This window comes from Streptomyces sp. NPDC056161, assembly GCF_042268025.1.
GTDB lineage: Bacteria > Actinomycetota > Actinomycetes > Streptomycetales > Streptomycetaceae > Streptomyces.
The window spans coordinates 1-22,169 of sequence record NZ_JBHJUV010000025.1 but is presented as its reverse complement, the minus strand read 5'-3'; the positions used below and the strand labels follow the sequence as shown (position 1 = coordinate 22,169).

Annotated in this window: 20 protein-coding genes; 13 read left to right on the top strand and 7 right to left on the bottom strand. The window is 71.4% G+C overall.

All coding sequences use genetic code 11. The features are described 5' to 3' along the window. Positions 1-75: 75 nt before the first annotated feature. Positions 76-1,458: a glycine--tRNA ligase gene (locus ACFC09_RS23390; RefSeq protein ID WP_376531506.1), complete on the bottom strand. Its 1,383-nt coding sequence runs from the start codon at positions 1,456-1,458 to the stop codon at positions 76-78. A 160-nt stretch (positions 1,459-1,618) separates the two neighbouring features. On the opposite strand from ACFC09_RS23390, the gene ACFC09_RS23385 reads away from it, so the two are divergent. From ACFC09_RS23385 to ACFC09_RS23370, 4 genes are read left to right on the top strand one after another with little or no spacing between them, the layout of a single operon-like run. Continuing rightward, positions 1,619-2,581, top strand: a complete 963-nt coding sequence (locus ACFC09_RS23385) for a metal ABC transporter substrate-binding protein (RefSeq protein WP_376531504.1) — start codon at positions 1,619-1,621, stop codon at positions 2,579-2,581. Positions 2,582-2,610: 29 nt separating this feature from the next. After that, entirely contained in the window at positions 2,611-3,396 is a 786-nt protein-coding gene (locus ACFC09_RS23380) for a metal ABC transporter ATP-binding protein (protein ID WP_376531674.1), read from the top strand. Continuing rightward, on the top strand, positions 3,396-4,298 hold the full coding sequence (locus tag ACFC09_RS23375) for a metal ABC transporter permease (protein WP_376531502.1): 903 nt from the start codon (positions 3,396-3,398) through the stop codon (positions 4,296-4,298). Before ACFC09_RS23380 ends, ACFC09_RS23375 begins: the two co-directional genes overlap by 1 nt. 59 nt (positions 4,299-4,357) lie before the next feature. Further along, positions 4,358-4,768 carry a Fur family transcriptional regulator gene (locus tag ACFC09_RS23370; RefSeq protein WP_376531500.1) on the top strand — a complete coding sequence of 137 codons (411 nt, stop codon included), beginning with the start codon at positions 4,358-4,360 and terminating at the stop codon, positions 4,766-4,768. 238 nt (positions 4,769-5,006) lie between these two features. On the opposite strand, the gene ACFC09_RS23365 is transcribed toward ACFC09_RS23370, so the two are convergent. From ACFC09_RS23365 to ACFC09_RS23355, 3 genes are all read right to left on the bottom strand, one after another. Then, on the bottom strand, positions 5,007-5,846 hold the full coding sequence (locus ACFC09_RS23365; protein WP_376531498.1) for an isoprenyl transferase: 840 nt from the start codon (positions 5,844-5,846) through the stop codon (positions 5,007-5,009). Positions 5,847-5,897: 51 nt separating this feature from the next. Next, on the bottom strand, positions 5,898-6,647 hold the full coding sequence (gene recO / locus ACFC09_RS23360) for a DNA repair protein RecO (RefSeq protein WP_376531496.1): 750 nt from the start codon (positions 6,645-6,647) through the stop codon (positions 5,898-5,900). A gap of 64 nt (positions 6,648-6,711) precedes the next feature. Further along, entirely contained in the window at positions 6,712-7,425 is a 714-nt protein-coding gene (locus ACFC09_RS23355) for a FadR/GntR family transcriptional regulator (RefSeq protein ID WP_376531494.1), read from the bottom strand. Between the two features lie 414 nt (positions 7,426-7,839). On the opposite strand from ACFC09_RS23355, the gene ACFC09_RS23350 reads away from it, so the two are divergent. The 5 genes from ACFC09_RS23350 to ACFC09_RS23330 are packed head-to-tail and all read left to right on the top strand — an operon-like array spanning position 7,840 to position 14,374. Further along, a complete protein-coding gene (locus ACFC09_RS23350; RefSeq protein WP_376531492.1) occupies positions 7,840-9,468 on the top strand; it encodes an ABC transporter substrate-binding protein in 1,629 nt (542 codons plus the stop codon). Between the two features lie 4 nt (positions 9,469-9,472). After that, the gene (locus ACFC09_RS23345; protein ID WP_376531490.1) at positions 9,473-10,432 is read left to right on the top strand and encodes an ABC transporter permease; all 960 of its coding nucleotides are present in this window, start codon (positions 9,473-9,475) and stop codon (positions 10,430-10,432) included. Next, positions 10,432-12,411: a dipeptide/oligopeptide/nickel ABC transporter permease/ATP-binding protein gene (locus ACFC09_RS23340; protein WP_376531488.1), complete on the top strand. Its 1,980-nt coding sequence runs from the start codon at positions 10,432-10,434 to the stop codon at positions 12,409-12,411. The genes ACFC09_RS23345 and ACFC09_RS23340 overlap by 1 nt, the downstream gene beginning before the upstream one ends. After that, positions 12,408-13,442, top strand: coding sequence for an oligopeptide/dipeptide ABC transporter ATP-binding protein (locus tag ACFC09_RS23335; protein WP_376531486.1), 1,035 nt, complete (start codon positions 12,408-12,410; stop codon positions 13,440-13,442). Before ACFC09_RS23340 ends, ACFC09_RS23335 begins: the two co-directional genes overlap by 4 nt. Next, on the top strand, positions 13,439-14,374 hold the full coding sequence (locus tag ACFC09_RS23330) for a dihydrodipicolinate synthase family protein (RefSeq protein ID WP_376531484.1): 936 nt from the start codon (positions 13,439-13,441) through the stop codon (positions 14,372-14,374). The genes ACFC09_RS23335 and ACFC09_RS23330 overlap by 4 nt, the downstream gene beginning before the upstream one ends. 135 nt (positions 14,375-14,509) lie before the next feature. Here ACFC09_RS23330 and ACFC09_RS23325 read toward each other — a convergent pair whose 3' ends face one another. From ACFC09_RS23325 to leuA, 3 genes are all read right to left on the bottom strand, one after another. Further along, the gene (locus ACFC09_RS23325) at positions 14,510-15,697 is read right to left on the bottom strand and encodes an exo-alpha-sialidase (RefSeq protein ID WP_376531482.1); all 1,188 of its coding nucleotides are present in this window, start codon (positions 15,695-15,697) and stop codon (positions 14,510-14,512) included. Positions 15,698-15,823: 126 nt separating this feature from the next. Beyond that, positions 15,824-16,519 (bottom strand): TerB family tellurite resistance protein, encoded by a 696-nt coding sequence (locus ACFC09_RS23320; protein ID WP_376531480.1) that lies wholly within the window; start codon positions 16,517-16,519, stop codon positions 15,824-15,826. 218 nt (positions 16,520-16,737) lie between these two features. Then, complete coding sequence (leuA, locus tag ACFC09_RS23315) at positions 16,738-18,459, bottom strand: 2-isopropylmalate synthase (protein ID WP_376531478.1); 1,722 nt, start codon at positions 18,457-18,459, stop codon at positions 16,738-16,740. Positions 18,460-18,795: 336 nt separating this feature from the next. Here leuA and ACFC09_RS23310 point away from each other — a divergent pair, with 336 nt between their 5' ends. The 4 genes from ACFC09_RS23310 to ACFC09_RS23295 form a co-directional block, all read left to right on the top strand. Next, positions 18,796-19,857 carry a M4 family metallopeptidase gene (locus ACFC09_RS23310; RefSeq protein ID WP_376531476.1) on the top strand — a complete coding sequence of 354 codons (1,062 nt, stop codon included), beginning with the start codon at positions 18,796-18,798 and terminating at the stop codon, positions 19,855-19,857. Positions 19,858-19,878: 21 nt separating this feature from the next. Next, the gene (locus tag ACFC09_RS23305; RefSeq protein ID WP_376531473.1) at positions 19,879-20,145 is read left to right on the top strand and encodes a protealysin inhibitor emfourin; all 267 of its coding nucleotides are present in this window, start codon (positions 19,879-19,881) and stop codon (positions 20,143-20,145) included. Positions 20,146-20,397: 252 nt separating this feature from the next. Continuing rightward, on the top strand, positions 20,398-21,711 hold the full coding sequence (locus ACFC09_RS23300) for a GH1 family beta-glucosidase (protein ID WP_376531471.1): 1,314 nt from the start codon (positions 20,398-20,400) through the stop codon (positions 21,709-21,711). Beyond that, the coding region (locus ACFC09_RS23295) for an MFS transporter (RefSeq protein WP_376531469.1) at positions 21,708-22,169 on the top strand (462 nt) is incomplete at its 3' end. The genes ACFC09_RS23300 and ACFC09_RS23295, both read left to right, overlap by 4 nt.

The following is a 22,169-nucleotide window of genomic DNA, read 5'->3' as shown; positions in this document are numbered from 1 at the left end:
AAAGCGCCCACCCGCCGGCCGGCCGAAGCCGGGTGGCGGGTGGGCGTTCGTGTGTGCGGGGGCGGGGCGCCGGCGTCAGCAGCCCAGCAGGCGCGCGGCCAGGTACCCCTCGATCTGGTCCAGCGACACCCGCTCCTGCTTCATGGAGTCGCGCTCGCGGACCGTGACCGCGTTGTCCTCCAGGGTGTCGAAGTCGACCGTCACGCAGTACGGGGTGCCGATCTCGTCCTGGCGGCGGTAGCGGCGGCCGATCGCGCCGGCGTCGTCGAACTCGATGTTCCAGTGCTGGCGCAGCGCCTGGGCGAGGCCCTTGGCCTTCGGCGACAGGTCGGGGTTGCGGGACAGCGGGAGCACCGCGACCTTCACCGGGGCGAGGCGGTGGTCGAGCCGGAGCACCGTGCGCTTCTCCATCTTGCCCTTGGCGTTGGGCGCCTCGTCCTCGACGTAGGCGTCGAGCAGGAAGGCGAGCATCGCCCGGCCGACACCGGCCGCCGGCTCGATGACGTACGGCGTCCAGCGCTCGCCGGCCTCCTGGTCGAAGTAGGAGAGGTCCTGGCCGGACGCCTTGGAGTGGGCGCCCAGGTCGTAGTCGGTGCGGTTGGCGACGCCCTCCAGCTCGCCCCACTCGTTGCCGCCGAACCTGAAGCGGTACTCGATGTCGGCGGTGCGCTTGGAGTAGTGGGAGAGCTTCTCCTTCGGGTGCTCGTACCAGCGCATGTTCTCCTCACGCAGGCCCAGGCCCGTGTACCAGTTCCAGCGCTGCTCCATCCAGTACTCCTGCCACTTCTCGTCCTCGCCCGGCTTGACGAAGAACTCCATCTCCATCTGCTCGAACTCACGGGTGCGGAAGATGAAGTTGCCCGGCGTGATCTCGTTGCGGAACGACTTGCCCATCTGCGCGATGCCGAACGGCGGCTTGCGGCGCGAGGTGGTCTGCACCTGGGCGAAGTTGGTGAAGATGCCCTGGGCGGTCTCCGGGCGCAGGTAGGCGACGGAGCCGGTGTCCTGGGTCGGGCCGAGGTGGGTGGAGAGCAGACCGGAGAACTGCTTGGGCTCGGTGAACTGGCCCTTGTTGCCGCAGTTGGGGCAGTTGACGTCCGCGAGACCGTGCTCCGGCAGGCGGCCGTGCTTGGCCTCGTACGCCTCCTCCAGGTGGTCCGCGCGGAACCGCTTGTGGCAGGCGGTGCACTCGGTCAGCGGGTCCGTGAAGGTGGCGACGTGACCGGAGGCCACCCAGACCTCGGTGGCCAGGATGACGGACGAGTCGATACCGACCACGTCCTCGCGCGACGTCACCATGTAGCGCCACCACTGGCGCTTGAGGTTCTCCTTGAGCTCGACACCCAGCGGTCCGTAGTCCCAGGCGGCGCGCTGGCCGCCGTAGATCTCACTGCTCGGGAATACGAAGCCACGGCGCTTGCTCAGGCTGACGATGGTGTCGATCTTGTCGGCGGCCACGGTGCTCTCTTCATTACGACGACGGGCGACGAAGCGAGATGCTTCCAGCGAATGCTTCAGGTTACCGGCGCAGGCTCCCCCTCGGCCAAATCGGTGGGCCCGCGGAGCATCTCCGGATGCTTGTTGACAACGGTTTCCATAATTGTTGAAAATGACTCTCATGAACGCACGACGACGCCTCATACCCGCGGCCGCTGTACCGACGGCCGTCACGACCGCCCTCGGCATAGCCGCCCTCTCCGCCTGCTCCAGCGACGGCGCGGCGGCGGGTGACACCGGGAAGTTCGACGTCGTCGCGTCGTTCTATCCCATGGCCTTCCTCGCCGAGCGGATCGGCGGCGACCACGTCCACGTCACCAGTCTCACCCAGCCCGGCCAGGAGCCGCACGACCTGGAGATCAGCGCCAAGCAGACCGTGCAGCTCCAGGAGTCCGACGCGGTGCTCTACCTCAAGAACCTCCAGCCCTCCGTCGACGACGCGGTGGCGCAGTCCGAGATCAAGACGAAGATCGACGCCGCCTCCCTGACCACCCTGGAGAAGCACGGCAACGAGGTCGGCGGGCACGCGGCGGAACACGACACCGAGCAGGGCGGGGAGGCCGGCGGCGAGGACCCGCACATCTGGCTCGACCCGGTGCGTTACGCCCAGGTCGCCCAGGGTGTCGGCAGCGCCTTCGAGAAGGCCGACCCCGACCACGCGGCCGACTACAGGAAGAACACCGCGGCCCTGGTCAAGAAGCTCGGCGACCTCGACAAGCAGTTCAAGGACGGCCTGGCGAACACGAAGACCAAGGTCTTCATCACCACGCACGCCGCGTTCGGCTACCTCGCCGAGCGCTACGGCCTCACCGAGGAGGCCATCAACGGCCTCGACCCCGAGTCGGAACCCAGCGTCGCCCGGGTCAAGGACCTTGAGAAGATGGCGAAGGCCGACGGCGTCAGCACCGTGTTCTACGAGACGCTCGTCAGCGACAGGACCGCCAAGACCATCGCGGGCGACGCGGGCCTGAAGACGGACGTCCTCGACCCGATCGAGGGCATCACGGACAAGTCCCGCGGCAAGGACTACTTCTCGGTCCAGGAAGCCAACCTCAAGGCGCTCCAGAGCGCCCTGGGCAAGTGACCGCACCGATCGGTACGGAGGACGACATCATGGGCGCAGCCGGCGACAAGGGCGACCCCGTCATATCCCTGCGTGGCGTACACGCCGAGCTGGGCTCGCGCCCCGTCCTGCGCGGTATCGACCTCACCGTGCACCGCGGTGAGGTCGTCGCGCTGCTCGGCGCCAACGGCTCCGGCAAGTCGACCGTGGTCCGCAGCATCATCGGCCAAGTGCCGGTCGGTGCCGGGGCGATCGAGCTGTTCGGTACGGACCGGGGACGGTTCGCGGACTGGTGGCGGGTGGGCTACGTACCGCAGCGCACCACCGCGGCCGGCGGGGTCCCCGCGACAGCCACCGAGATCGTTGCCTCCGGCCGGCTCTCCCGCAGCCGGTTCGGTCCGTTCCGCCGGGCCGACCGCGCGGCCGTGCACCGCGCGCTGGAACTCGTCGGCATGGCCGACCGGGCGAAGGACTCCGTGGACGCCCTCTCCGGCGGCCAGCACCAGCGGGTGCTGATCGCCCGCGCCCTGGTCGCCGAACCCGAGCTGCTGATCATGGACGAGCCGATGGCGGGCGTCGACCTGGCCAGCCAGGAGGTGCTGGCCCGGACGCTGCGCGACCAGGTCGCGCAGGGCGCCACCGTCCTGCTGGTCCTGCACGAACTCGGTCCGCTGGAGCCGTTGATCGACCGGGCCGTCGTCCTGCGTGACGGCGGCGTGGTGCACGACGGGCCGCCGCCCCGACCGGTCGGCGACCACGCCCAGCCGGGCCACGACCACGTCCACCCGCACGAGAGCGCGGGCGCCGAACCGATCCGGACGGGACTGCTGAGCTGATGGACTTCCTGAACTACGCCCTCATGCAGCGGGCCCTGCTCGCCGCCGTCCTGGTCGGCATCACCGCCCCCGCCATCGGCATCTACCTCGTCCAGCGCCGGCAGGCCCTGATGGGCGACGGCATCGGCCATGTCGCGATGACCGGCGTCGGCCTCGGCTTCCTGCTGTCCACCTCGCCGGTGTGGATGGCCACCGCCGTCTCCGTGCTCGGCGCGGTCCTCATGGAGCTGATCCGCTGGTACGGCCGCACCCGCGGCGACATCGCCCTCGCGATGCTGTTCTACGGCGGCATGTCCGGCGGTGTCCTGTTCATCAACCTCGCGCCGGGCGGCTCCAACGCCAACCTGACCTCGTACCTGTTCGGCTCGCTGTCGACCGTGTCGCAGTCCGACGTGCTGGCGATCTGCCTGCTGGCCGCGTTCGTGGTCCTGGTCACCCTCGGGCTGCGCCGCCAGTTGTTCGCGATCAGTCAGGACGAGGAGTTCGCGCGGGTCACGGGGCTGCCGGTGCGGGCGTTGAACCTGCTCATCGCGGTCACCGCGGCGGTGACCGTGACCGTCGCCATGCGTGTGGTCGGGCTACTGCTGGTGAGCGCGCTGATGGTGGTCCCGGTGGCCGCCGCGCAGCAGCTCAGCCGCAGTTTCGCGGCGACCTTCGCGATCGCCGTCGCCATCGGCGTCAGCGTGACGATCGGCGGCACGATCACGTCGTACTACCAGGACGTGCCGCCCGGTGCGACCATTGTTCTGCTGACCATCGCCGCGTTCATCCTGCTGACCGCGCTGGCCACGCCGCTGGCCCGGCGCCGCGCCCGAGCACTCGCCGCCGCGCAGGCCGCCGGCGCCCCCGCGGAGCGTACGGTTCCGGTCACCCGTGGGGCGGGCGAGGAGGTCGGTGTCTGACTGAGCGTAGGCCGGGCTGGCACAATGTCCCGGCAGATGCTGATCCGAGGAGGCAACCGGTGACGACCGCTGGACCGCCCGTGAAGGGCCGCTCGACCCGTCAGCGGGCCGCCGTGGCGGCGGCTCTGAACGAGGTCGACGAGTTCCGCAGCGCCCAGGAACTCCACGACATGCTGAAGCACAAGGGCGACTCGGTCGGTCTGACCACGGTCTACCGCACGCTCCAGACCCTCGCCGACGCCGGTGAGGTCGACGTTCTGCGCACCTCCGACGGCGAGTCGGTCTATCGACGCTGCTCCACCGGCGAGCACCATCACCACCTGGTCTGCCGGGCCTGCGGCAAGGCGGTCGAGGTGGAGGGGCCCGCGGTGGAGAAGTGGGCGGAGGGCATCGCGGCGGAGCACGGGTTTGTGAATGTGGCGCATACGGTGGAGGTTTTTGGGACCTGTGCGGAGTGCGCCGCGGGTTGAGCGGGGTGGGGAGTGTTGGGTTCGTTGTCGGGTGCGGGTGCGGGTGGGTGGGGGCTGGGCGCGCAGTTCCCCGCGCCCCTGGGTGGGATCGTGTGCCCTCGGGGGTGAGGGCCGCGCGTGTTGTAGTGGGCGTCCCGGGGCGTTGTCGGGTGCGGGTGGGTGGGGGCTGGGCGCGCAGTTCCCCGCGCCCCTGGGTGGGACGGTGTGCCCTCGGGAGTGAGGGCGGGGGCCCGTGGGGTCAGGGGGTGGTGGGAGTGTTGTTGTTCCTGGGCTGTAGTTCGTTCGGGATCGCGCCGCCGAAGCGGCGGTCGCGGGAGGCGAACTCGATGCAGGCACGCCACAGGTCACGGCGGTCGAAGTCGGGCCACAGGACGTCCTGGAAGACCATCTCGGCGTAGGCGCTCTGCCACAGCAGGTAGTTCGAGGTGCGCTGCTCGCCGCTCGGGCGCAGGAACAGGTCGACGTCGGGCATGTCCGGGTAGTAGAGGTACTTCTGGATGGTCTTCTCGGTGACCTTGGCCGGGTCGAGGCGGCCGGCCTTCACGTCCTCGGCCAGCGCCTGCGCGGCGTCGGCCAGTTCGGCACGGCCGCCGTAGTTCATGCAGAAGTACAGCGTGAGCAGGTCGTTGTCCTTGGTCTGCTCCTGGGCGACCTGGAGTTCCTTGGCGACCGACTTCCACAGCCTGGGCATCCGGCCCACCCAGCGCACCCGGATGCCGAGGGCGTCGAGTTCGTCGCGGGTCTTGCGGATGAAGTCGCGGTTGAAGTTCATCAGGAAGCGGACCTCGTCCGGCGAGCGCTTCCAGTTCTCCGTGGAGAAGGCGAACAGCGAGATGTTGCGGATGCCGATCTCGACGGAGCCCTGGAGGACGTCGAGGACGCGTTCGGCGCCGATCTTGTGCCCTTCGGTCCGCGGCAGGCCGCGCTCCTTGGCCCAGCGGCCGTTCCCGTCCATGACGATCGCCACGTGCTGCGGGACCAGCTCGCCGGGCAGCTTCGGCGGCCGGACCCCGGACGGGTGCGGCTCCGGTGACTTGTACTCGCGGCGCTGGCGGCCCAGGATCCCGCGTACGGCCATGTGCTCTCGTCTCCCTCTACAACTTCCGCGCCGTTCTCACCGACGCCGTGCCTATGACTTTTCCACGTACCTCAGTGAGCGCAGTCCGCGCTCCAGGTGCCAGTGCAGGTAGGCGGACACCAGTCCGTTCCCCTCCCGGACGTACCGCGGCTCGCACGCGTCCGCGGCCTCCCAGTCTCCCGTAAGCAGCGCACCGAGGAGGACCAGGGCCTGCGGCGAGGGTACGACGCTGCCCGGCACCCGGCAGTCCACGCAGAGACAGCCGCCGGAGGCGACCGAGAAGAAGCGGTTCGGGCCGGGCATCCCGCATTTCGCGCAGGCGCCGAAGCTGGGGGCGTAGCCGTTGACGGCGAGGGAGCGCAGCAGGAAGGCGTCGAGGACCAGATGGGGCGCGTGCTCGCCGCGGGCCAGCGTGCGCAGCGCGCCGACGAGCAGCAGGTACTGCTGGACGGCCGGTTCGCCCTCGTGGTCGGTGAACCGCTCGGCGGTCTCCAGCATGGCCGTTCCGGCGGTGTAGCGGGCGTAGTCGGTGACGATCCCGCCGCCGTAGGGGGCGATGGTCTCGCTCTGGGTGCACAGCGGCAGCCCGCGGCCGACGAGTTCGCTGCCGCGGGCGAAGAACTGCACGTCGACATGGGAGAACGGCTCCAGCCGGGCCCCGAACTTCGACTTCGTCCGCCGTACGCCCCGGGCCACGGCCCGCACCCGCCCGTGCCCGCGCGTGAGCAGCGTGATGATCCGGTCCGCCTCGCCCAGCTTCTGGGTGCGCAGCACGATGCCGTCGTCGCGGAACAGGCTCATGGGTCCCATTGTGCCCTCATCCCGCCGCTGCCCCCGCCGCCCGGCCGCCGCCCGGCGCCGGGCCTCACCCCACCCCGCGGGACTCCTGTGCCGCGCGTGACTCGATGCCGCGGAAGTGGACGGCCATCGCGTGCTGCGCTCCGGCGACGTCCCGGGCGCGCAGCGCGGTGACGATGTCGCGGTGGCGGCGGACGGTGACCTCGGGGGCCGGGTCGTCGGTCCAGCCGCGGGCGCCGGCGACCCGCCGGTACACCGTCCAGAACGCGCCGAGGAACTGCGGCACCAAGGCGTTGCCCAGCGGGGCGTAGAGCAACTCGTGGAACTGGCGGTCGAGTTCGGGGAACGGGCGGCCGGACCGGCCCGCCGCCTCCATCCGGGTCACCACCGACTCCAGCCGGTCGAGCACCGGGTCGGTCACCGCCGGCACGACCCGGCGGAGCAGCCCCTCCTCCAGCACCTCGCGGACCTGGAGCAGCTCGGCCAGGGCGCCGGGGTCGTCGTGCCGGGTGAGGGTGCGGAAGGTCAGGCCGTCGACCAGGGGGGTGAGGCCGGCCTGGCCGACGTAGGTGCCGTGGCCGTGCCGGATCTCCACGATGTCGAGGGCCTGGAGCGCCTTGAGGGCCTCGCGGACCGAGTTGCGGCTGACGCGGAGGGCGTCCATCAGCTCCGTCTCGGTGGGCAGCGGCGCGCCGGGCCGGAGCTTGCGGTCGAGGATCAGCTGGACGACCGCGCGCTGTATCCGGCTGTTCCGGGGCTCCCCTTCGGGCATGCGCCGCATCGTACGCGCACCGGACGTCCCACGTCCCATCTCCGGTCGCGGCGACGCCAACTCCCGCCATTTCCCCGTGCCATTGGTGCGACCTCTGACGGCTACGCCATTCGTGTGCGATCCCTTGACCGGTCCCACGCGCCCTCCTATCGTCGCGCTGATCGGCCGGACGTAGGACGTCGTATCTCCAGGACTGGATCCCGTCTCATCCCCCCATATCGCTCGATTTCCGTTCAGAATCCTGCTTGATATCCGTTCAGCCCCTCGCCTGCTTCCGCCGGCGTTCCCGTGTCCCGACGCCTCCCCTCGCCCCTCCCCTCCCCGTGCGCCCCTCGCCCCCTCGTCCTTCCCTGGCCCTCCGTACCCCTTGAGTTCCTCGGCCGTATCCCTTGAGAACCCCGCTTCGGACCCCCTGGAGGAACCGTGCGCGACGATGTGACCCACGACGGGCCGGCGCTGCACCGCCGGTCGTTCCTGAAGTACAGCAGCGCGCTGGGCGTGGCCGGCGCGCTCTCCTCGTCGCTCGCGGCCTGCTCGTCCGGGCCCCAGTCGACGAACGACACCGGCGGCGGGGGCGGCGGCAGCACGCTGACCGCGGTCATCGGTTACGGCAACGACGGCAGCTGGGACCCGACGCAGACGGCGTCCGCGTTCTGCATGGCCGCCAACAACCACATCTACGAGGGGCTGCTGGACACCGACCCGATCTCCCGGGACCCCTACCCGGCGCTGGCCACCCGGGTGCCGGCCGACCCGAACGCCACCACCTGGCGGTTCTCGCTGCGCCCCGGCGCCCGGTTCCACGACGGGAAGCCGGTGACGGCCGACGACGTCGTCTTCGTCTTCGACCGGATCCTCGACCCGGACACGCAGACCCTGGCCAAGGGCTTCTTCGAGAGCTGGCTCCAGGAGGTCCGCAAGGTCGACGCGCAGAACGTCGAGCTGGTGCTCAAGTTCCCCTTCCCCGACGGGCTCTCCCGGCTGACGCTCGCGAAGATCATGCCGAAGCACGTCTACGCGCAGCCCGGGGCGTGGGACGACGCGATCCGCGGCAAGGCGATCGGCTCGGGCCCGTACCGGCAGACCGCGCACCACCCGAAGTCGAACACCACCTTCGAGGCGTTCGCCGACTACAACGGCCCGCGCAGGCCCGCGTTCAAGAAGATGAACTGGCTGACCATCGTCGACGCCGCCCCGCGCGTGGCGAAGATCTCCGGGGCGAGTGCCGGGGCGCAGATCGCCGACAACATCCCGTACGCCAACATCTCCCGGCTGGAGCAGGGCGGGCTGGACGTGGCGGGCGGGGCCGGGATGAACAACCTGTTCCTGATGTTCAACACCGCGCACAAGCCCTTCGACGACGTCCGGGTGCGCCAGGCGCTGCACTACGCCATCGACACGGAGAAGATGGTCGCGGTCGCGCTGAAGGGGCACGGCAAGCCGTCGTCGTCGTTCCTCAACGAGGGCAACCCCTCCTACCGGCGGGCGAAGACGGTCTACGGCCACGACCCGGCCAAGGCGAAGGAGCTGCTGGCCGCCGCCGGGGTGCAGAACCTGAAGATCGACATCCTCGCGGTGAACGTCAGCTGGATCGTCGACTGCCTGCCGACCGTCAAGGCGTCCTGGGACGCGATCGGCGTGGAGACGACGCTGTCCCCGCAGGAGACCACGGCCGTGTTCACCAAGATGGACCAGAAGCAGGACTACCAGGTCGTCGCCGCCGCCTCGAACCCCAACCAGTTCGGCCTCGACGCCGACCTGATCATGCATTACAACTACGGGCCCACCAACCTGTGGATGGGGTACACCCGGTGGGCGACCGACCCGGTGGCCAGGCAGCTGTTCAAGGACATGGACCGGGCGACCCGGGAGCCGGACCCGGACCGGAAGAAGGCGATGGTCCAGGACTACATCGACGTCGTCGCCGAGCAGGCCGTGCTGTATCCGGTCGTCCACAACGAGCTGATGACGGCCTGGAACCCGAAGCGGCTCACCGGCATAAGGGCACAGCCGTACCCCGGCATCAACCTCCTCCAGGCCAAGTGGGTCTGACGGCATGACGGCCGTCGTCCGGATCCTGCTTCGCCGCATCGCCCTGCTGGTGCCGCTGCTGCTCGGCATCGTGCTGTTCGTGTTCCTGGTGATGCGGTTCTCCGACGTCGACCCGGCGTCCGCGTTCTTCCAGGGCGCCAATCCGACGCCCGAGCAGCTGCACGAGTTCCGGGAGCGGGGCGGACTGCTCGACCCGCTCCCGGTGCGCTACGTCCACTTCGTCGGCGATCTGCTCCACGGCGACCTGGGCACCAGCGCGCTGACCCGGGCGCCGGTCGTCGACCAGGTCACCACCGCACTGCCGCTCACCCTCCAGCTGACCTTCCTGGGCCTGGGCATCGCGGTGGTGCTGGCGCTGATCGGCGGGGTCACCGCGGCGATCTACCGGGACCGGCTGCCCGACCAGGTCATCCGGGTCGTCTCGCTGACCGGGGTGGCCGCGCCCGCCTTCTGGCTGGCGCTGCTGATGATCCAGTACCTGGCGGTGGACCTGGGCTGGTTCCCGACCGGCGGCTACATCAATCCGGCGGACTCGTTCACCGGCTGGCTGCGCACGATGGCGCTGCCCGCGCTCGCGCTGTCGCTGCCGGTCGCCGCGCAGCTCACCCGGATCGTGCGGACGGCCGTGGTGGAGGAACTGGACAAGGACTACGTGCGGACGGCGATCGGCAGCGGGCTGCCGCCGCATGTGGTGGTCGGCCGGAACGTGCTGCGCAACGCGCTGGTCAACCCGCTGACCGTGCTCGGGCTGCGGGTCGGCTATCTGCTGGGCGGCGCGGTGGTCATCGAGACGATCTTCTCGCTGCCCGGCATGGGCAAGCTGATGATCGACGCGGTGCAGAACGGCGACCCGGCGGTGGTGCAGGGCGTGGTGCTGACCACGGCCGCCGGGTTCGTGGTGGTCAACCTGGTCATCGACGTCCTCTATCTGCTTCTCAACCCGCGACTGAGGGATGCGGCCTGATGTTCACGCGCAAGAGCCTCACCGAACGGCTGGCCCGGCCCGGCCTGCGGCTGCGCGGCTGGCGCCGGCTGCCGCCGCTGTCGAAGACCGCCGTCTGCGTCCTGGCCGTCGTGGTCCTCGCCGCCCTGCTGGCGCCGCTGCTCGCCCCCGACGACCCGCTGGACCAGCAGGACCCGGCCGGCGGCACCGGGCACCCCTCGGCCGCGCACTGGATGGGCCAGGACAGCCTCGGCCGGGACATCCTGAGCCGGCTGATGTACGGGGCGCGCTGGTCGCTGGCCATCGGTCTGGGCGCGACCGCGCTCGCCCTCGTGGTGGGCGCGCTGCTCGGGGCGGTGGCGGCCACCTCCCGCAAGGCCGTCGACGAGACGCTGATGCGCTGCCTCGACGTGGTGATGGCCTTCCCCGGCATCGCGCTGGCCGCGGTGCTCGTCGCCGTGTTCGGCGGCGGCATCGGCGTGCTGATCTGCGCCATCGCGTTCCTGTTCACCCCGCCGGTGGCCCGGGTGGTCCGGGCGAACGTGCTCGACCAGTACGGCGAGGACTACGTGACGGCCGAACGGATCATCGGCGCCCGCACCCCGCACATCGTGCTGCGGCACGTCGCCGTGAACTGCGCCGCCCCGGTGCTGGTGTTCTGCACGGTCCAGGTCGCCGAGGCCGTCGTCTTCGAGGCGTCGCTGTCGTTCATCGGCGCGGGCGTCCGGCCGCCGGACCCCTCGTGGGGCAGCGTCATCGCGGACGGCAAGAACATGGTGCTGACCGGCGGCTGGTGGGCGACCGTCTTCCCCGGGCTGCTGATGCTGGTCACCGTCCTGTCCCTGAACGTCCTCGCCGAAGGCGTCTCGGACGCCTGGGCGGCACCGGCGGCCCGCGAGGTGGACGCGCGGGAGCACCAGGACCGGCTCCAGGCGCCGGAGCCCGGCGGCGGCGAGGTGCTGCCGCTGCCCGGCCTCGCCGACGCCGCCCGGCGGCTGCGGTCCCGGGCCCGTCCGCTGCCCGACCCGGACGGGCAGCCGGTGCTCGCGGTGGAGAACCTGGCCATCGGGTTCACCGAGCGGCACGGCGGTGTGGACGTCGTCGACGGGATCAGCTGCGAGGTGCGGCCCGGCGAGGTCCTGGGCCTGGTCGGCGAGTCGGGCTGCGGCAAGTCGCTGACCGCGCTCGCGGTGATGGGCCTGCTGCCCAGGGGCGCCCGGGTCACCGGCCAGATCCGCTTCGGCGGGCGGGACCTGCTCGCCGAGCCGATGCGCGTCCGGCGACGGCTGCTCGGCCACGAGATGGCGATGGTCCACCAGGACGCCCTGTCCTCGCTGAACCCGGCGATGACCGTCCGCGCCCAGCTGAAGCAGCTGGTACGGCGCGGCGGCCGGCGCAGCGCCGCCGACCTGCTCGCCCAGGTGGGCCTCGACCCGGAGCGCACCCTGCGCAGCTATCCGCACGAGCTGTCCGGCGGGCAGCGCCAGCGGGTCCTGATCGCGATGGCGCTGTCCCGTGATCCGAGGCTGATCGTCGCCGACGAACCGACGACCGCCCTGGACGTGACCGTGCAGGCGCAGATCATGGAACTGCTGCTGCGGCTGCGGGCCGAGCTGGGCTTCGCGCTGATCCTGGTCTCGCACGACCTGGCGCTGGTCGCGGACGTCACCGACCGGGTGGTGGTGATGTACGGCGGGCAGATCGTGGAGAGCGGGGTGACCGCGGACCTGGTGGCGGCGCCGGCCCACCACTACACCCGCGGGCTGCTCGGCAGCGTGCTGTCGCTGGAGTCGGCGGCCGAACGGATGACGCAGATCCGCGGGGTCGTCCCGGCCCCGGCCGACTTCCCCGCGGGCTGCCGGTTCGCGGACCGCTGCCCCCTGGCGGGCGAGGTGTGCCGCACGGCCGCGCCCGTCCTGGCGGGCACCGCCACGCACACGGCGGCCTGCCACCACCCGGCGGTCGACCTGACGACGACGGAGAGCGAGGCGGTCACGTGAGCGGTGATCGAGCGAGCGCGCTGGTGGAGCTGCGCGACGCCCACGTGGTCCACCGGGCGCGCAGCGGGGGGCTGTTCGCACGGGACCGGGTGTACGCCCTGACCGGGGCCGACCTCACCGTCGCGCCCGGTGAGACGGTCGGTGTGGTCGGCGAGTCCGGGTGCGGCAAGTCGACGCTGGCGAAGCTGCTGGTGGGGGTGGAGCGGCCGACGGCGGGCACGGTGTCGTTCAAGGGCCGCGACCTGTGGTCCATGCCGGCCGCCGAGCGCCGCACCCTGGTCGGCGCGAGCACCGGGCTGGTCTTCCAGGACCCGTCGACCGCCCTGAACCGCCGGCTGCCCGTCCGGCGGATCCTGCGGGACCCGCTGGACGTGCACGGCCGGGGCTCCCGGGCCGACCGTGCGGAGCGGGTGCGCGAGCTGATGTCGCTGGTGGGTCTGCCGGGCGCGCTCGCCGACGCCCTGCCCGGCCAGCTCTCCGGCGGCCAGCGGCAGCGGGTCGCCATCGCCCGCGCGCTGGCCCTCGACCCGGACCTGGTGGTCGCCGACGAGCCGACCAGCGCGCTGGACGTGTCGGTGCGGGCGCAGATCCTCAATCTGCTGCTGGACCTGCGGGAGCGGCTGGGTCTCGCGCTGGTCTTCGTGTCGCACGACATCCAGACGGTACGGCGGATGAGCGACCGGGTGATCACCATGTACCTCGGCCGGATCGTCGAGGAGACCCCCGCCGACCGGGTCACGGACCGGGCCCGGCACCCGTACACGCGCGCCCTGTTCTCCGCGACGCCCGGTCTGCTCGACCCGATCGACCCGATTCCGCTGGCCGGTCCGGTGCCGTCGGCGACCCGCCCGCCGAGCGGCTGCCCGTTCCGCACCCGCTGCTGGAAGGCCGACGAACTCTGCTCATCGGATATTCCGGATTTTTCGGCCGCGTCGCACCCCGGACATCGCTACCGCTGTCATCATCCTGTGGAGGAGGACCAGTCGACCCGCGACCTCGTGCGCCAGAGTCTTCCCAGGGAGTCGTCATGACCGTTGCCGCCCCGCTCACCGGTGTCGTACCGCCCGTGTGCACTCCCCTGACACCGGAGCGCGAGGTGGACGTCCCCGGGCTCCTTAGGCTCGTCGACCACCTGGTGGAGGCCGGGGTGCACGGCCTGTTCGTGCTCGGCTCGACCTCGGAGGCCGCCTACCTCACCGACCGGCAGCGGCGGCAGGTGGTGCAGTCGGTGACGGCGCACGTGGCGGGCCGGCTGCCGGTGCTGGCCGGGGCGATCGACATGACGACACCGCGGGTGCTGGACCACGTCGCGGCGGTGACGTCCGCGGGCGCCGACGCGGTCGTGGTCACCGCGCCCTTCTACACCCGCGTCCACCCGGCGGAGACCGCCCGCCACTTCCGGCTGGTCGCCGAGCGCAGCCCCGTCCCGGTCATCGCCTACGACATCCCGGCTGCCGTGCACACCAAGCTCCCCGCGGGTCTGGTGCTGGAGCTGGCCGCGGACGGTGTGCTGGCCGGCCTGAAGGACTCCAGCGGCGACCTGGCCGGTTTCCGCGAGGTGGTGACGGGCGCCCGGGGCCTGAGCGGCGACACCGGCTTCGCCGCGCTCACCGGCTCCGAACTGGTCGCCGACGCGGCCCTGGCGCTGGGCGCCGACGGCGCGGTCCCCGGCCTGGCCAACGTCGACCCGCACGGCTACGTCCGCCTCTACCGGTTGTGCCGAGCGGGCGACTGGGCGGGCGCCCGAGCCGAGCAGGAACGGCTGTGCGCCCTGTTCGGCATGGTGGGCGTCGGTGACCCGGCCCGCATGGGCGGCAGCTCATCGGCGCTCGGCGCCTTCAAGACGGCCCTGCACCTCCGCGGAATCATCCCCTCTGCCACCACGGCCGACCCCCAGGTCCCCCTGTCCCCCCAGGAAACAGAACAGGTCGGCAAATACCTGGCAGCAGCGGGCCTGCTCTGAGGGCCCCTCCGAAGGGGCGCGGGGCTGCACCGGCATACGGCTCCGCCGTGCGCGCGCGAGCAGCCCCCACCCACCCGCGGCGGACAACGCCCCAAGAGCCGAACACCACCCCCACCGCCCCAGCAGACCGCCAGGTCACGTCACAGGCAGCAGCCGAAACCCGATCGTCTCGTACGCCCCCGAGACCCCCGTCTCATAGAGCACACCCACCGTCCCCTGATCGATCTGGACGAGATCGGAGTACCCCGCCTTGTCGGGCGACAGCGTCACCGACTTGGTGAACGTCGCCCCGCCGTCCGTACTGCGCCACACCGCCATCGCCTCACGGGAGCTGGGCACGGACGGCGCCGAGAACAGCAGCGGGGCGTGCGGGCCGCTCAGTTGCAGGACCGATCCTTCGACGACGGGAACGTCGTTCAGGGTGGGCTGGACGGCGTAGGGCCGGTCGAGGGTCCGGCCGCCGTCGCTGGAGTAGCTGTCGAGGCGGTTGCCGGGGGTGCTGCCGTTCTGGTCCCGGGAGCTGAAGTAGAGGCGGCCGTCGGGGAGTTGGGCGGCCGTCGACTCGTTGGCGTTGACCAGGCCGTCGTAGGAGTCGTCGACGAAGCCCAGCCGCCAGGTGCACCCGCCGTCGTCACTGTAGAGGGCGTGCCCGCCGTAGTACTTGGGCTCCTGGCCGGTGTCGGCGGAGCCGGCGGGCGGGGCCGCCGAGTGGTCGGCGGCGACGACCAGCCGGCCCGCGTGCGGGCCGCGGGTCAGGGCCACCGCGTGGCCGGGCCCGGTGGCGTACCAGCGCCAGTCGGCCCGCTTCACGTCGGCCGTGATCTCCTTCGGCGCCGAGAAGCGCCGGCCGTCGTCGAGGCTGCGCTGCACGAACACCCGGCGGCTCTGCTCGGGGGTCACCTCGCCGCGGACGATCTGCGCCTCGGTGACCGCTCCGCTGTTGTACGAGGTGAGCAGCACGATCGCGCCGGTGCGCGGGTCGACGACCGGGGCCGGGTTGCCCCGGGTGTCCCCGTGCCCGGCGGCGACCACCGCGAGCGGCCCCCAGGAGCAGCCGCCGTCGGTGGAGCGGCGCAGGACGACGTCGATGGCGCCGCTGTCGCCGGCGCCGTCGTGCCGGCCCTCGGCGAAGGCGAGCACCGTGCCCGCGCGGGTCCTGACGACGGCCGGGATGCGGTAGGTGTCGTAACCGTCCTGGCCCGCGACGTACGGCACGGAGGAGGTGCAGCCGGGACCGGCGGAGGCGGTCGTGGCGAGGACGGGAGGCACGGCCGCCGCGGCGAGCACCGCGACGGCGAGAAAGACGCGTCTCAGAGGAGTCACCCCTCACATTATGAGGCCACCAGCACGCCCGTTCATCACATGTTCCACAGCACGCACACCGCCGACTCGTGCCCCGCTGCGGCCAGTTGGCCCCATGGCCCGTCGCGCGCGCCACGCCCGACCGGGTCAGGAGGGCGTGCGGGCCGCTGCCAGCAGCCGGGTCACGTCGTCGGAGCAGATGGTCAGGGCGGCTCCGACGGTGGCGAGGACATCGCGTTCGGCGGGGGTGTAGGGGCCGTCGGCGAGGGCGATCCGGGCGGCCTGCAACAGGATGGACTCCCGGCCGCCGGGAGCGAGGTGCGGGGCGAGCGGGTCCAGGGCCTCGTGCAGCTCTATCGCCAGGCCGGCGCCGCCCGGCTGCTCGAAGACCCGGCCGGTGTCCGCGGCCAGCGCCTCGACCAGCGCGCCGAGCTGGTCCTCGGTGCAGTCGGCGAACCCGGCGGCGCGGACCGTGCCGGCGGCGGCGGCCAGCGAGGTACGGGCGCAGGAGCCGCCCGCGGCCAGCACCGCGAGGGCGACGGTGTGCACGGCGTCGCGGAGCATCGCGGAGAAGCGGGAGGTGGTCGGGTGGTCGAGGACGTCGATGCCGTAGTGGTGGCGGCAGGCCGCGCACTCGACGACGGGCCCCGCGGTGCCGCGCGGCAGCACGGGCACGCCGAGCAGGATGAAGCGGCGGCGGCCGGTGAGCCGCTGGTAGTTGCGGTCGCCCCCGCAGCCGGGACAGAAGAACTCGCCGTCCGCGACGGGTGTCCATGCGGTGCGGGTGCCCAGAATGCGGGCAAGCCTGGTGGCACGGCCGTCTCGTCCCCGTACTGGCAGCACGTCGCACCTCCGTAACTCCCCCACTGCCGCGAAGGGCGTGGGCGGCGCCCACGCGGCGACGTCGCCGCGTGTGCGTGATGTTAGCCACATCGGCGATGCGGAGTCAGTACCCCGTACGAGACCTTTCCGTTACCTCCTCGTCGAAGTGGCTGGTAAACGACGTGGGCCCGACCGTCGTACACCCCGGCCGGGCCCATGAAACCGCTGGTCAGAGGGGTTCAGCGGGCCGCGCGGTTGACGGCGGAGACGACGGCCTTCAGTGACGCACGCGTCGTGTTCGCGTCGATGCCGATGCCCCACAGGACCTTGTCGCCGATCGCGCACTCGATGTACGAGGCGGCCTGCGCGGAGGCGCCCTCGCTCATCGTGTGCTCCTGGTAGTCGAGCAGTCGCACGTCGACACCGATGGCGTGCAGGGCGTCGAAGAAGGCCGAGATCGGTCCGTTGCCGGAGCCGGTCAGCACGGTGTCCTCGCCGTCGACGGTGGCCTCGACGGTGAGCGCGTCCACGCCGTCGGTGTCGGTGGTCGACTGGCCGGTCCTGACCTGGATGCGGCCCCAGGGGTTGTCCGGGTTCGGCAGGTACTCGTCACGGAAGGCGGCCCAGATGTCACCCGGGGTGATCTCGCCGCCCTCGGCGTCCGTCTTCGCCTGGATGATCTTCGAGAACTCGATCTGCATCCGGCGCGGCAGGTCCAGCTTGTGGTCGTTCTTCAGGACGTAGGCGATGCCGCCCTTGCCGGACTGCGAATTGACGCGGATGACCGCCTCGTAGGAGCGGCCGACGTCCTTGGGGTCGATGGGCAGGTACGGCACCGCCCACTCGATGTCGTCGACGGTGACGCCGGCGGCCTTCGCGTCGGCCTCCATGGCGTCGAAGCCCTTCTTGATGGCGTCCTGGTGGGAGCCGGAGAAGGACGTGTAGACCAGGTCGCCCACGTACGGGTGGCGCGGGTGGACCTCCATCTGGTTGCAGTACTCCCACGTACGACGGATCTCGTCGATGTCGGAGAAGTCGATCTGCGGGTCGACGCCCTGCGAGAACAGGTTCATGCCGAGGGTGACCAGGTCGACGTTGCCGGTGCGCTCGCCCTGCCCGAACAGGCAGCCCTCGATGCGGTCGGCGCCGGCCATCAGGGCCAGCTCGGCGGCGGCGACCGCCGTGCCGCGGTCGTTGTGCGGGTGGACCGACAGCACGACGTGCTCGCGGCGGGACAGGTTGCGGTGCATCCACTCGAAGCGGTCCGCGTGCGTGGACGGCGTCGAGCGCTCCACCGTGGCGGGCAGGTTGAGGATGATCTCGCGGCCCGGTCCGGGCTGGTAGACGTCCATCACCGCCTCGCAGACCTCCAGCGCGAAGTCCAGCTCGGTGTCGGTGAAGATCTCGGGGCTGTACTGGTAGCCGAATTCCGTCTCGGGGCCCAGCAGCTTCTCGGCGTACTCCATCACCAGCCGGGTGCCGTCGACGGCGATCTGCCTGATGTCGTCCCTGGAGCCGCGGAAGACGACCCGGCGGAAGACCGGCGCGGTGGCGTTGTACAGGTGGACGGTGGCCCGCCTGGCGCCCTTCAGGGACTCCACCGTGCGCTCGATCAGGTCCTCGCGGGCCTGGGTCAGCACGGAGATGGTGACGTCGTCCGGGATCGCGCCCTCTTCCTCGATGATCGAGCGCACGAAGTCGAAGTCGGTCTGGCCCGAGGCCGGGAAACCGACCTCGATCTCCTTGTAGCCCATCTTGACCAGCTGGTCGAACATCCGGCGCTTGCGCTCGGGCGACATGGGGTCGATCAGGGCCTGGTTGCCGTCACGCAGGTCGGTGGAGAGCCAGCGGGGGGCTACGGTGACCCGCTGGTTCGGCCAGGTGCGGTCGGGGATGTCCACCTGCTCGTACCGGCCGTACTTGTGGATCGGCAGGGAACTGGGCTGCTGGCGGTTGACCATGATGGCGTGGGCTCCTCGAAGAAATCCGGTGGGATCCGGTGTCCGGCAGGACGGCCGACGAGACAACGCCAAGCTCCGCGGGGAGGGGGTCGGCCTCGACTACAGGCCCTCGCCGCGGCAGCTAAGGAGAAGCAGCCCGAAACGCATGATGCGCAGCAGCCTAGCCGAGGCTCGCGGTATGCGCGGGTCCGTATCAGCATGCGGGACCCGACGTACAGGGCGGACAAAATGCGCGCCATACCACTGCGCGTGACCGGGCCGGGGCCGTGGCGCGGTATTTCACCAATCATGGTTGCTGGTAGTGACATCGCGATAACACAGTGCGAGGGTGCGGGCATGACGACGAACGGGGGCTTCGAGCCCGTCTTCTGCACCATCGTCCCGCCGCACGTACTCGACAAGCTCGCCCAGCACGAGGACTCCGCCGTCGCCGGGCCCGCGCGGCGCACCCTCGAACAGGACGCCCTGCAACGCACCCGGCGCAGGATCACCGCGGTCCGCAGCGCCGTCGCACCGACCGGCGCACCGTCCGACACACCGAACCGCACCGTCTACGACGCCCACGGCGCCGAGACCCTGCCGGGCCGGAAGGTGCACGCCGAGCACGACGGGGCCGCCAAGGACGCCAGCGTCAACCGCGCGCACGCGGGCCTCGGCGCCACGTTCGACCTGTACCTCAAGGTCTACGGCCGGCACTCGATCGACGACGCGGGACTGCCGCTGCTCGCGACCGTCCACTACGGCGAGAAGTACGACAACGCCTTCTGGAACGGCGAGCAGATGGTGTTCGGCGACGGCGACGGCGAGCTGTTCCTCGACTTCACCATCCCCGTGGACGTGATCGGCCACGAGCTGACCCACGGCGTCACCCAGTACACGGCGAACCTGGAGTACTACGGCCAGTCCGGAGCGCTCAACGAGTCCGTCTCGGATGTCTTCGGGGCGCTGATCAAGCAGTACGCGCTCGGCCAGGGCACCACACAGGCCGACTGGCTGATCGGCGCCGGCCTGCTCGGACCGAACGTCCACGGCGAGGCGCTGCGCTCGATGAAGGCACCGGGCACGGCCTACGACGACCCGGACCTGGGCAAGGACCCGCAGCCCGCGACGATGGACGACTACGTCAGGACCAGCCGGGACAACGGCGGCGTCCACATCAACTCCGGCATCCCCAACCACGCCTTCTACCGCGTCGCCACCGCGCTGGGCGGCAACGCCTGGGAGCGGGCCGGGCAGATCTGGTACGACGTGCTGACCGGCGGCGAGCTGGCGGCGGACGCCCAGTTCACCGACTTCGCCAGGCTGACGGTCGCGGCGGCCCGCGCCCGCTACGGCGAGAGCGAGGAGCACCAGGCCGTACTGAAGGCGTGGGAGCAGGTCGGGGTGCGGACCACCTAGGTTCCGTACTACACAAGGACCATGCGGATTCAGGTGAGGCGCACGGGCGGGTTCGCGGGCATCGAGCGGCACGCCGAGGTGGACACCTCGGGGCGGCCCGACGCCGCCGACTGGACGTCCCTGGCCGAGCGGGCGCTGTCCGCCGGCCGGGGCTCCCCGCCCGCCGGGGTGCCGGACGGTTTCCACTACGAGATCACGGTGGACGGAAGGACGGTGTACGCGACGGATCCCCATCTGACGGCGGAACAGCGGGCGTTGATCTCGCGGGTGCTCAAAGAAGGAGCGTGAGCGCTCCGCTGGGTGGGCAGGTGGGCGTCGCGCCGGTGTGGGTGGCTGATGCCGGGTGCGGCTGCCGGGCGGGCGTCCGCGGCTACGTCGTGGCTGGGCGCTCCCCCAAGTTCTCGGCTTCGCTCGAACAGGGGGACCCCCAGTTCCCCGCGCCCCTTCGGGGGCGCGGCCCCGGGCGGTGGGGAGTGGTCAACCACCTTTTCCCATCAAGGGCGTTGACTTCCGTTACCGGCGGTACGGATGATCCCGCTCATGGTGACTGATGCAGGTGATCCGATTCCCCGGTTCCCGGACGGCTTCCTGTGGGGGGTGTCGACCTCGGCCCACCAGATCGAGGGGGCGGTGGACGCGCGTGAGCCCTCCGTGTGGGACGTGTTCACCGCCGAGCCGGGGCGCGTGAAGGACGGCTCCACGGCGGCGGTGGCCTGCGACCACTACCACCGCTACCGCGAGGACGTGGCCCTGCTGGCCCGCCTCGGCGTGGACGCGTACCGCTTCTCGGTCTCCTGGCCCAGGGTGAACTCCCCGGGCGGGCTGGACTTCTACGACCGACTGGTGGACGAGCTGTGCGCGGCCGGGATACGCCCCGTCCCGACCCTCTTCCACTGGGACCTGCCCGTCCGGCTGGACTGGCTCGACCGGGACACCGCGCAGCGCTTCGCCGAGTACACGGCGCTGGTCGCCGACCGGCTCGGCGACCGCGTCACCCAGTGGATCACCCTCAACGAACCGGCCGAACACACCCTGCTGGGGCACGCGCTGGGCGCCCACGCCCCCGGCAGGCGGCTCCTGTTCGACGCGCTGCCGGTCGCCCACCACCAGCTCCTCGCCCACGGCCTCGCGGTACGGGCGCTGCGCGCGGCCGGCGCCGCCGACATCGGCATCGCCAACTCCCACGGCCCGACCTGGCCCGCGTCCACCGCGCCCGAGGACCTGGCGGCGGCCGATTTCTACGACGTCCTGCTGAACCGCCTGTTCGCCGACCCGCTGCTCCTCGGGCAGTACCCGCAGGGCATCGGCGAACTGCTGCCGGGCGACGTCGACGCGGACCTCAAGGTCATCGCCGAGCCGGTCGACTGGTACGGCGTCAACTACTACGCGCCGACCCGGGTGGGCGCCCCGCAGGACACGGAGAGCAAGTTCGGCGGGCTGACCATCCCGGCCGAACTCCCCTTCTCGGTACGGGAGATCGAGGGCCGCCCGATGACGGACTTCGGCTGGCCGGTGGTCCCGGAGGGCCTGACGGAGCTGCTGACGGCCTTCCGGGACCGCTACGGCGACCGGCTGCCGCCGGTGGTGATCACCGAGAACGGCTGCTCGTACGAGGGCATCGACGACCAGGAGCGGATCGCCTACCTCGACGGCCACATCAGGGCGCTGCACCGGGCGGTCGAGGCGGGCGTGGACGTGCGCGGCTACTTCGTCTGGTCGCTGCTCGACAACTTCGAATGGGCCGAGGGCTACGCCCGCCGCTTCGGCCTGGTGCACGTCGACTACGACACCCAGGAGCGCACCCCGAAGACGTCGTACGGCTGGTTCCAGGAGCTGCTGCGGGCACAGAGGTGACCACGGCCGACCCGCCCGACGACGCCCTGGCCGAGCCCGTCGAGCGGGTCGGCCGGGGCTGGACGGCGGCGCTCTCGCTCGCCAACGGGGCCATCTGGGTGGGCTGGTTCGGTCCGTTGCAGATCCTGCTCGCCGCCCAGGCCGAGGACTTCGCGCCCGGTTCCGGGATGTCCAAGGAGACGATGCTGGCCTGGGTGACCGCCGCGGGCGCGGTGGTGTCGCTGGCGGCGAACCCGTTCTTCGGCGCGCTGTCGGACCGTACGACGTCCGCCCGGGGCCGCCGTACGCCCTGGATCGTGGCCGGCGCGGCGGGCGGCGCGGTGTCGCTATCCGGGGAGTCGACTGAGCGCTCCGCCGGAAACGCCGCGTGGTGCCGTCGTGCAGGCCGGGCGACATCCGCTGGGCCGCGGACGCACGATGCCCCGGCAGGCGGCCCCGGCGGCCGGGCAGGCACTGCC

Coding starts and splice junctions, on each gene's coding strand:
- ACFC09_RS23385 (WP_376531504.1), top strand. CDS start 1,619: ATGAACGCACGACGACGCCTCATACCCGCGGCCGCTGTACCGACGGCC.
- ACFC09_RS23380 (WP_376531674.1), top strand. CDS start 2,611: ATGGGCGCAGCCGGCGACAAGGGCGACCCCGTCATATCCCTGCGTGGC.
- ACFC09_RS23375 (WP_376531502.1), top strand. CDS start 3,396: ATGGACTTCCTGAACTACGCCCTCATGCAGCGGGCCCTGCTCGCCGCC.
- ACFC09_RS23365 (WP_376531498.1), bottom strand. CDS start 5,846: ATGGCCGTACGCGGGATCCTGGGCCGCCAGCGCCGCGAGTACAAGTCA.
- recO (WP_376531496.1), bottom strand. CDS start 6,647: ATGAGCCTGTTCCGCGACGACGGCATCGTGCTGCGCACCCAGAAGCTG.
- ACFC09_RS23355 (WP_376531494.1), bottom strand. CDS start 7,425: ATGCGGCGCATGCCCGAAGGGGAGCCCCGGAACAGCCGGATACAGCGC.
- ACFC09_RS23345 (WP_376531490.1), top strand. CDS start 9,473: ATGACGGCCGTCGTCCGGATCCTGCTTCGCCGCATCGCCCTGCTGGTG.
- ACFC09_RS23340 (WP_376531488.1), top strand. CDS start 10,432: ATGTTCACGCGCAAGAGCCTCACCGAACGGCTGGCCCGGCCCGGCCTG.
- ACFC09_RS23330 (WP_376531484.1), top strand. CDS start 13,439: ATGACCGTTGCCGCCCCGCTCACCGGTGTCGTACCGCCCGTGTGCACT.
- leuA (WP_376531478.1), bottom strand. CDS start 18,459: ATGGTCAACCGCCAGCAGCCCAGTTCCCTGCCGATCCACAAGTACGGC.
- ACFC09_RS23310 (WP_376531476.1), top strand. CDS start 18,796: ATGACGACGAACGGGGGCTTCGAGCCCGTCTTCTGCACCATCGTCCCG.
- ACFC09_RS23305 (WP_376531473.1), top strand. CDS start 19,879: ATGCGGATTCAGGTGAGGCGCACGGGCGGGTTCGCGGGCATCGAGCGG.
- ACFC09_RS23300 (WP_376531471.1), top strand. CDS start 20,398: ATGGTGACTGATGCAGGTGATCCGATTCCCCGGTTCCCGGACGGCTTC.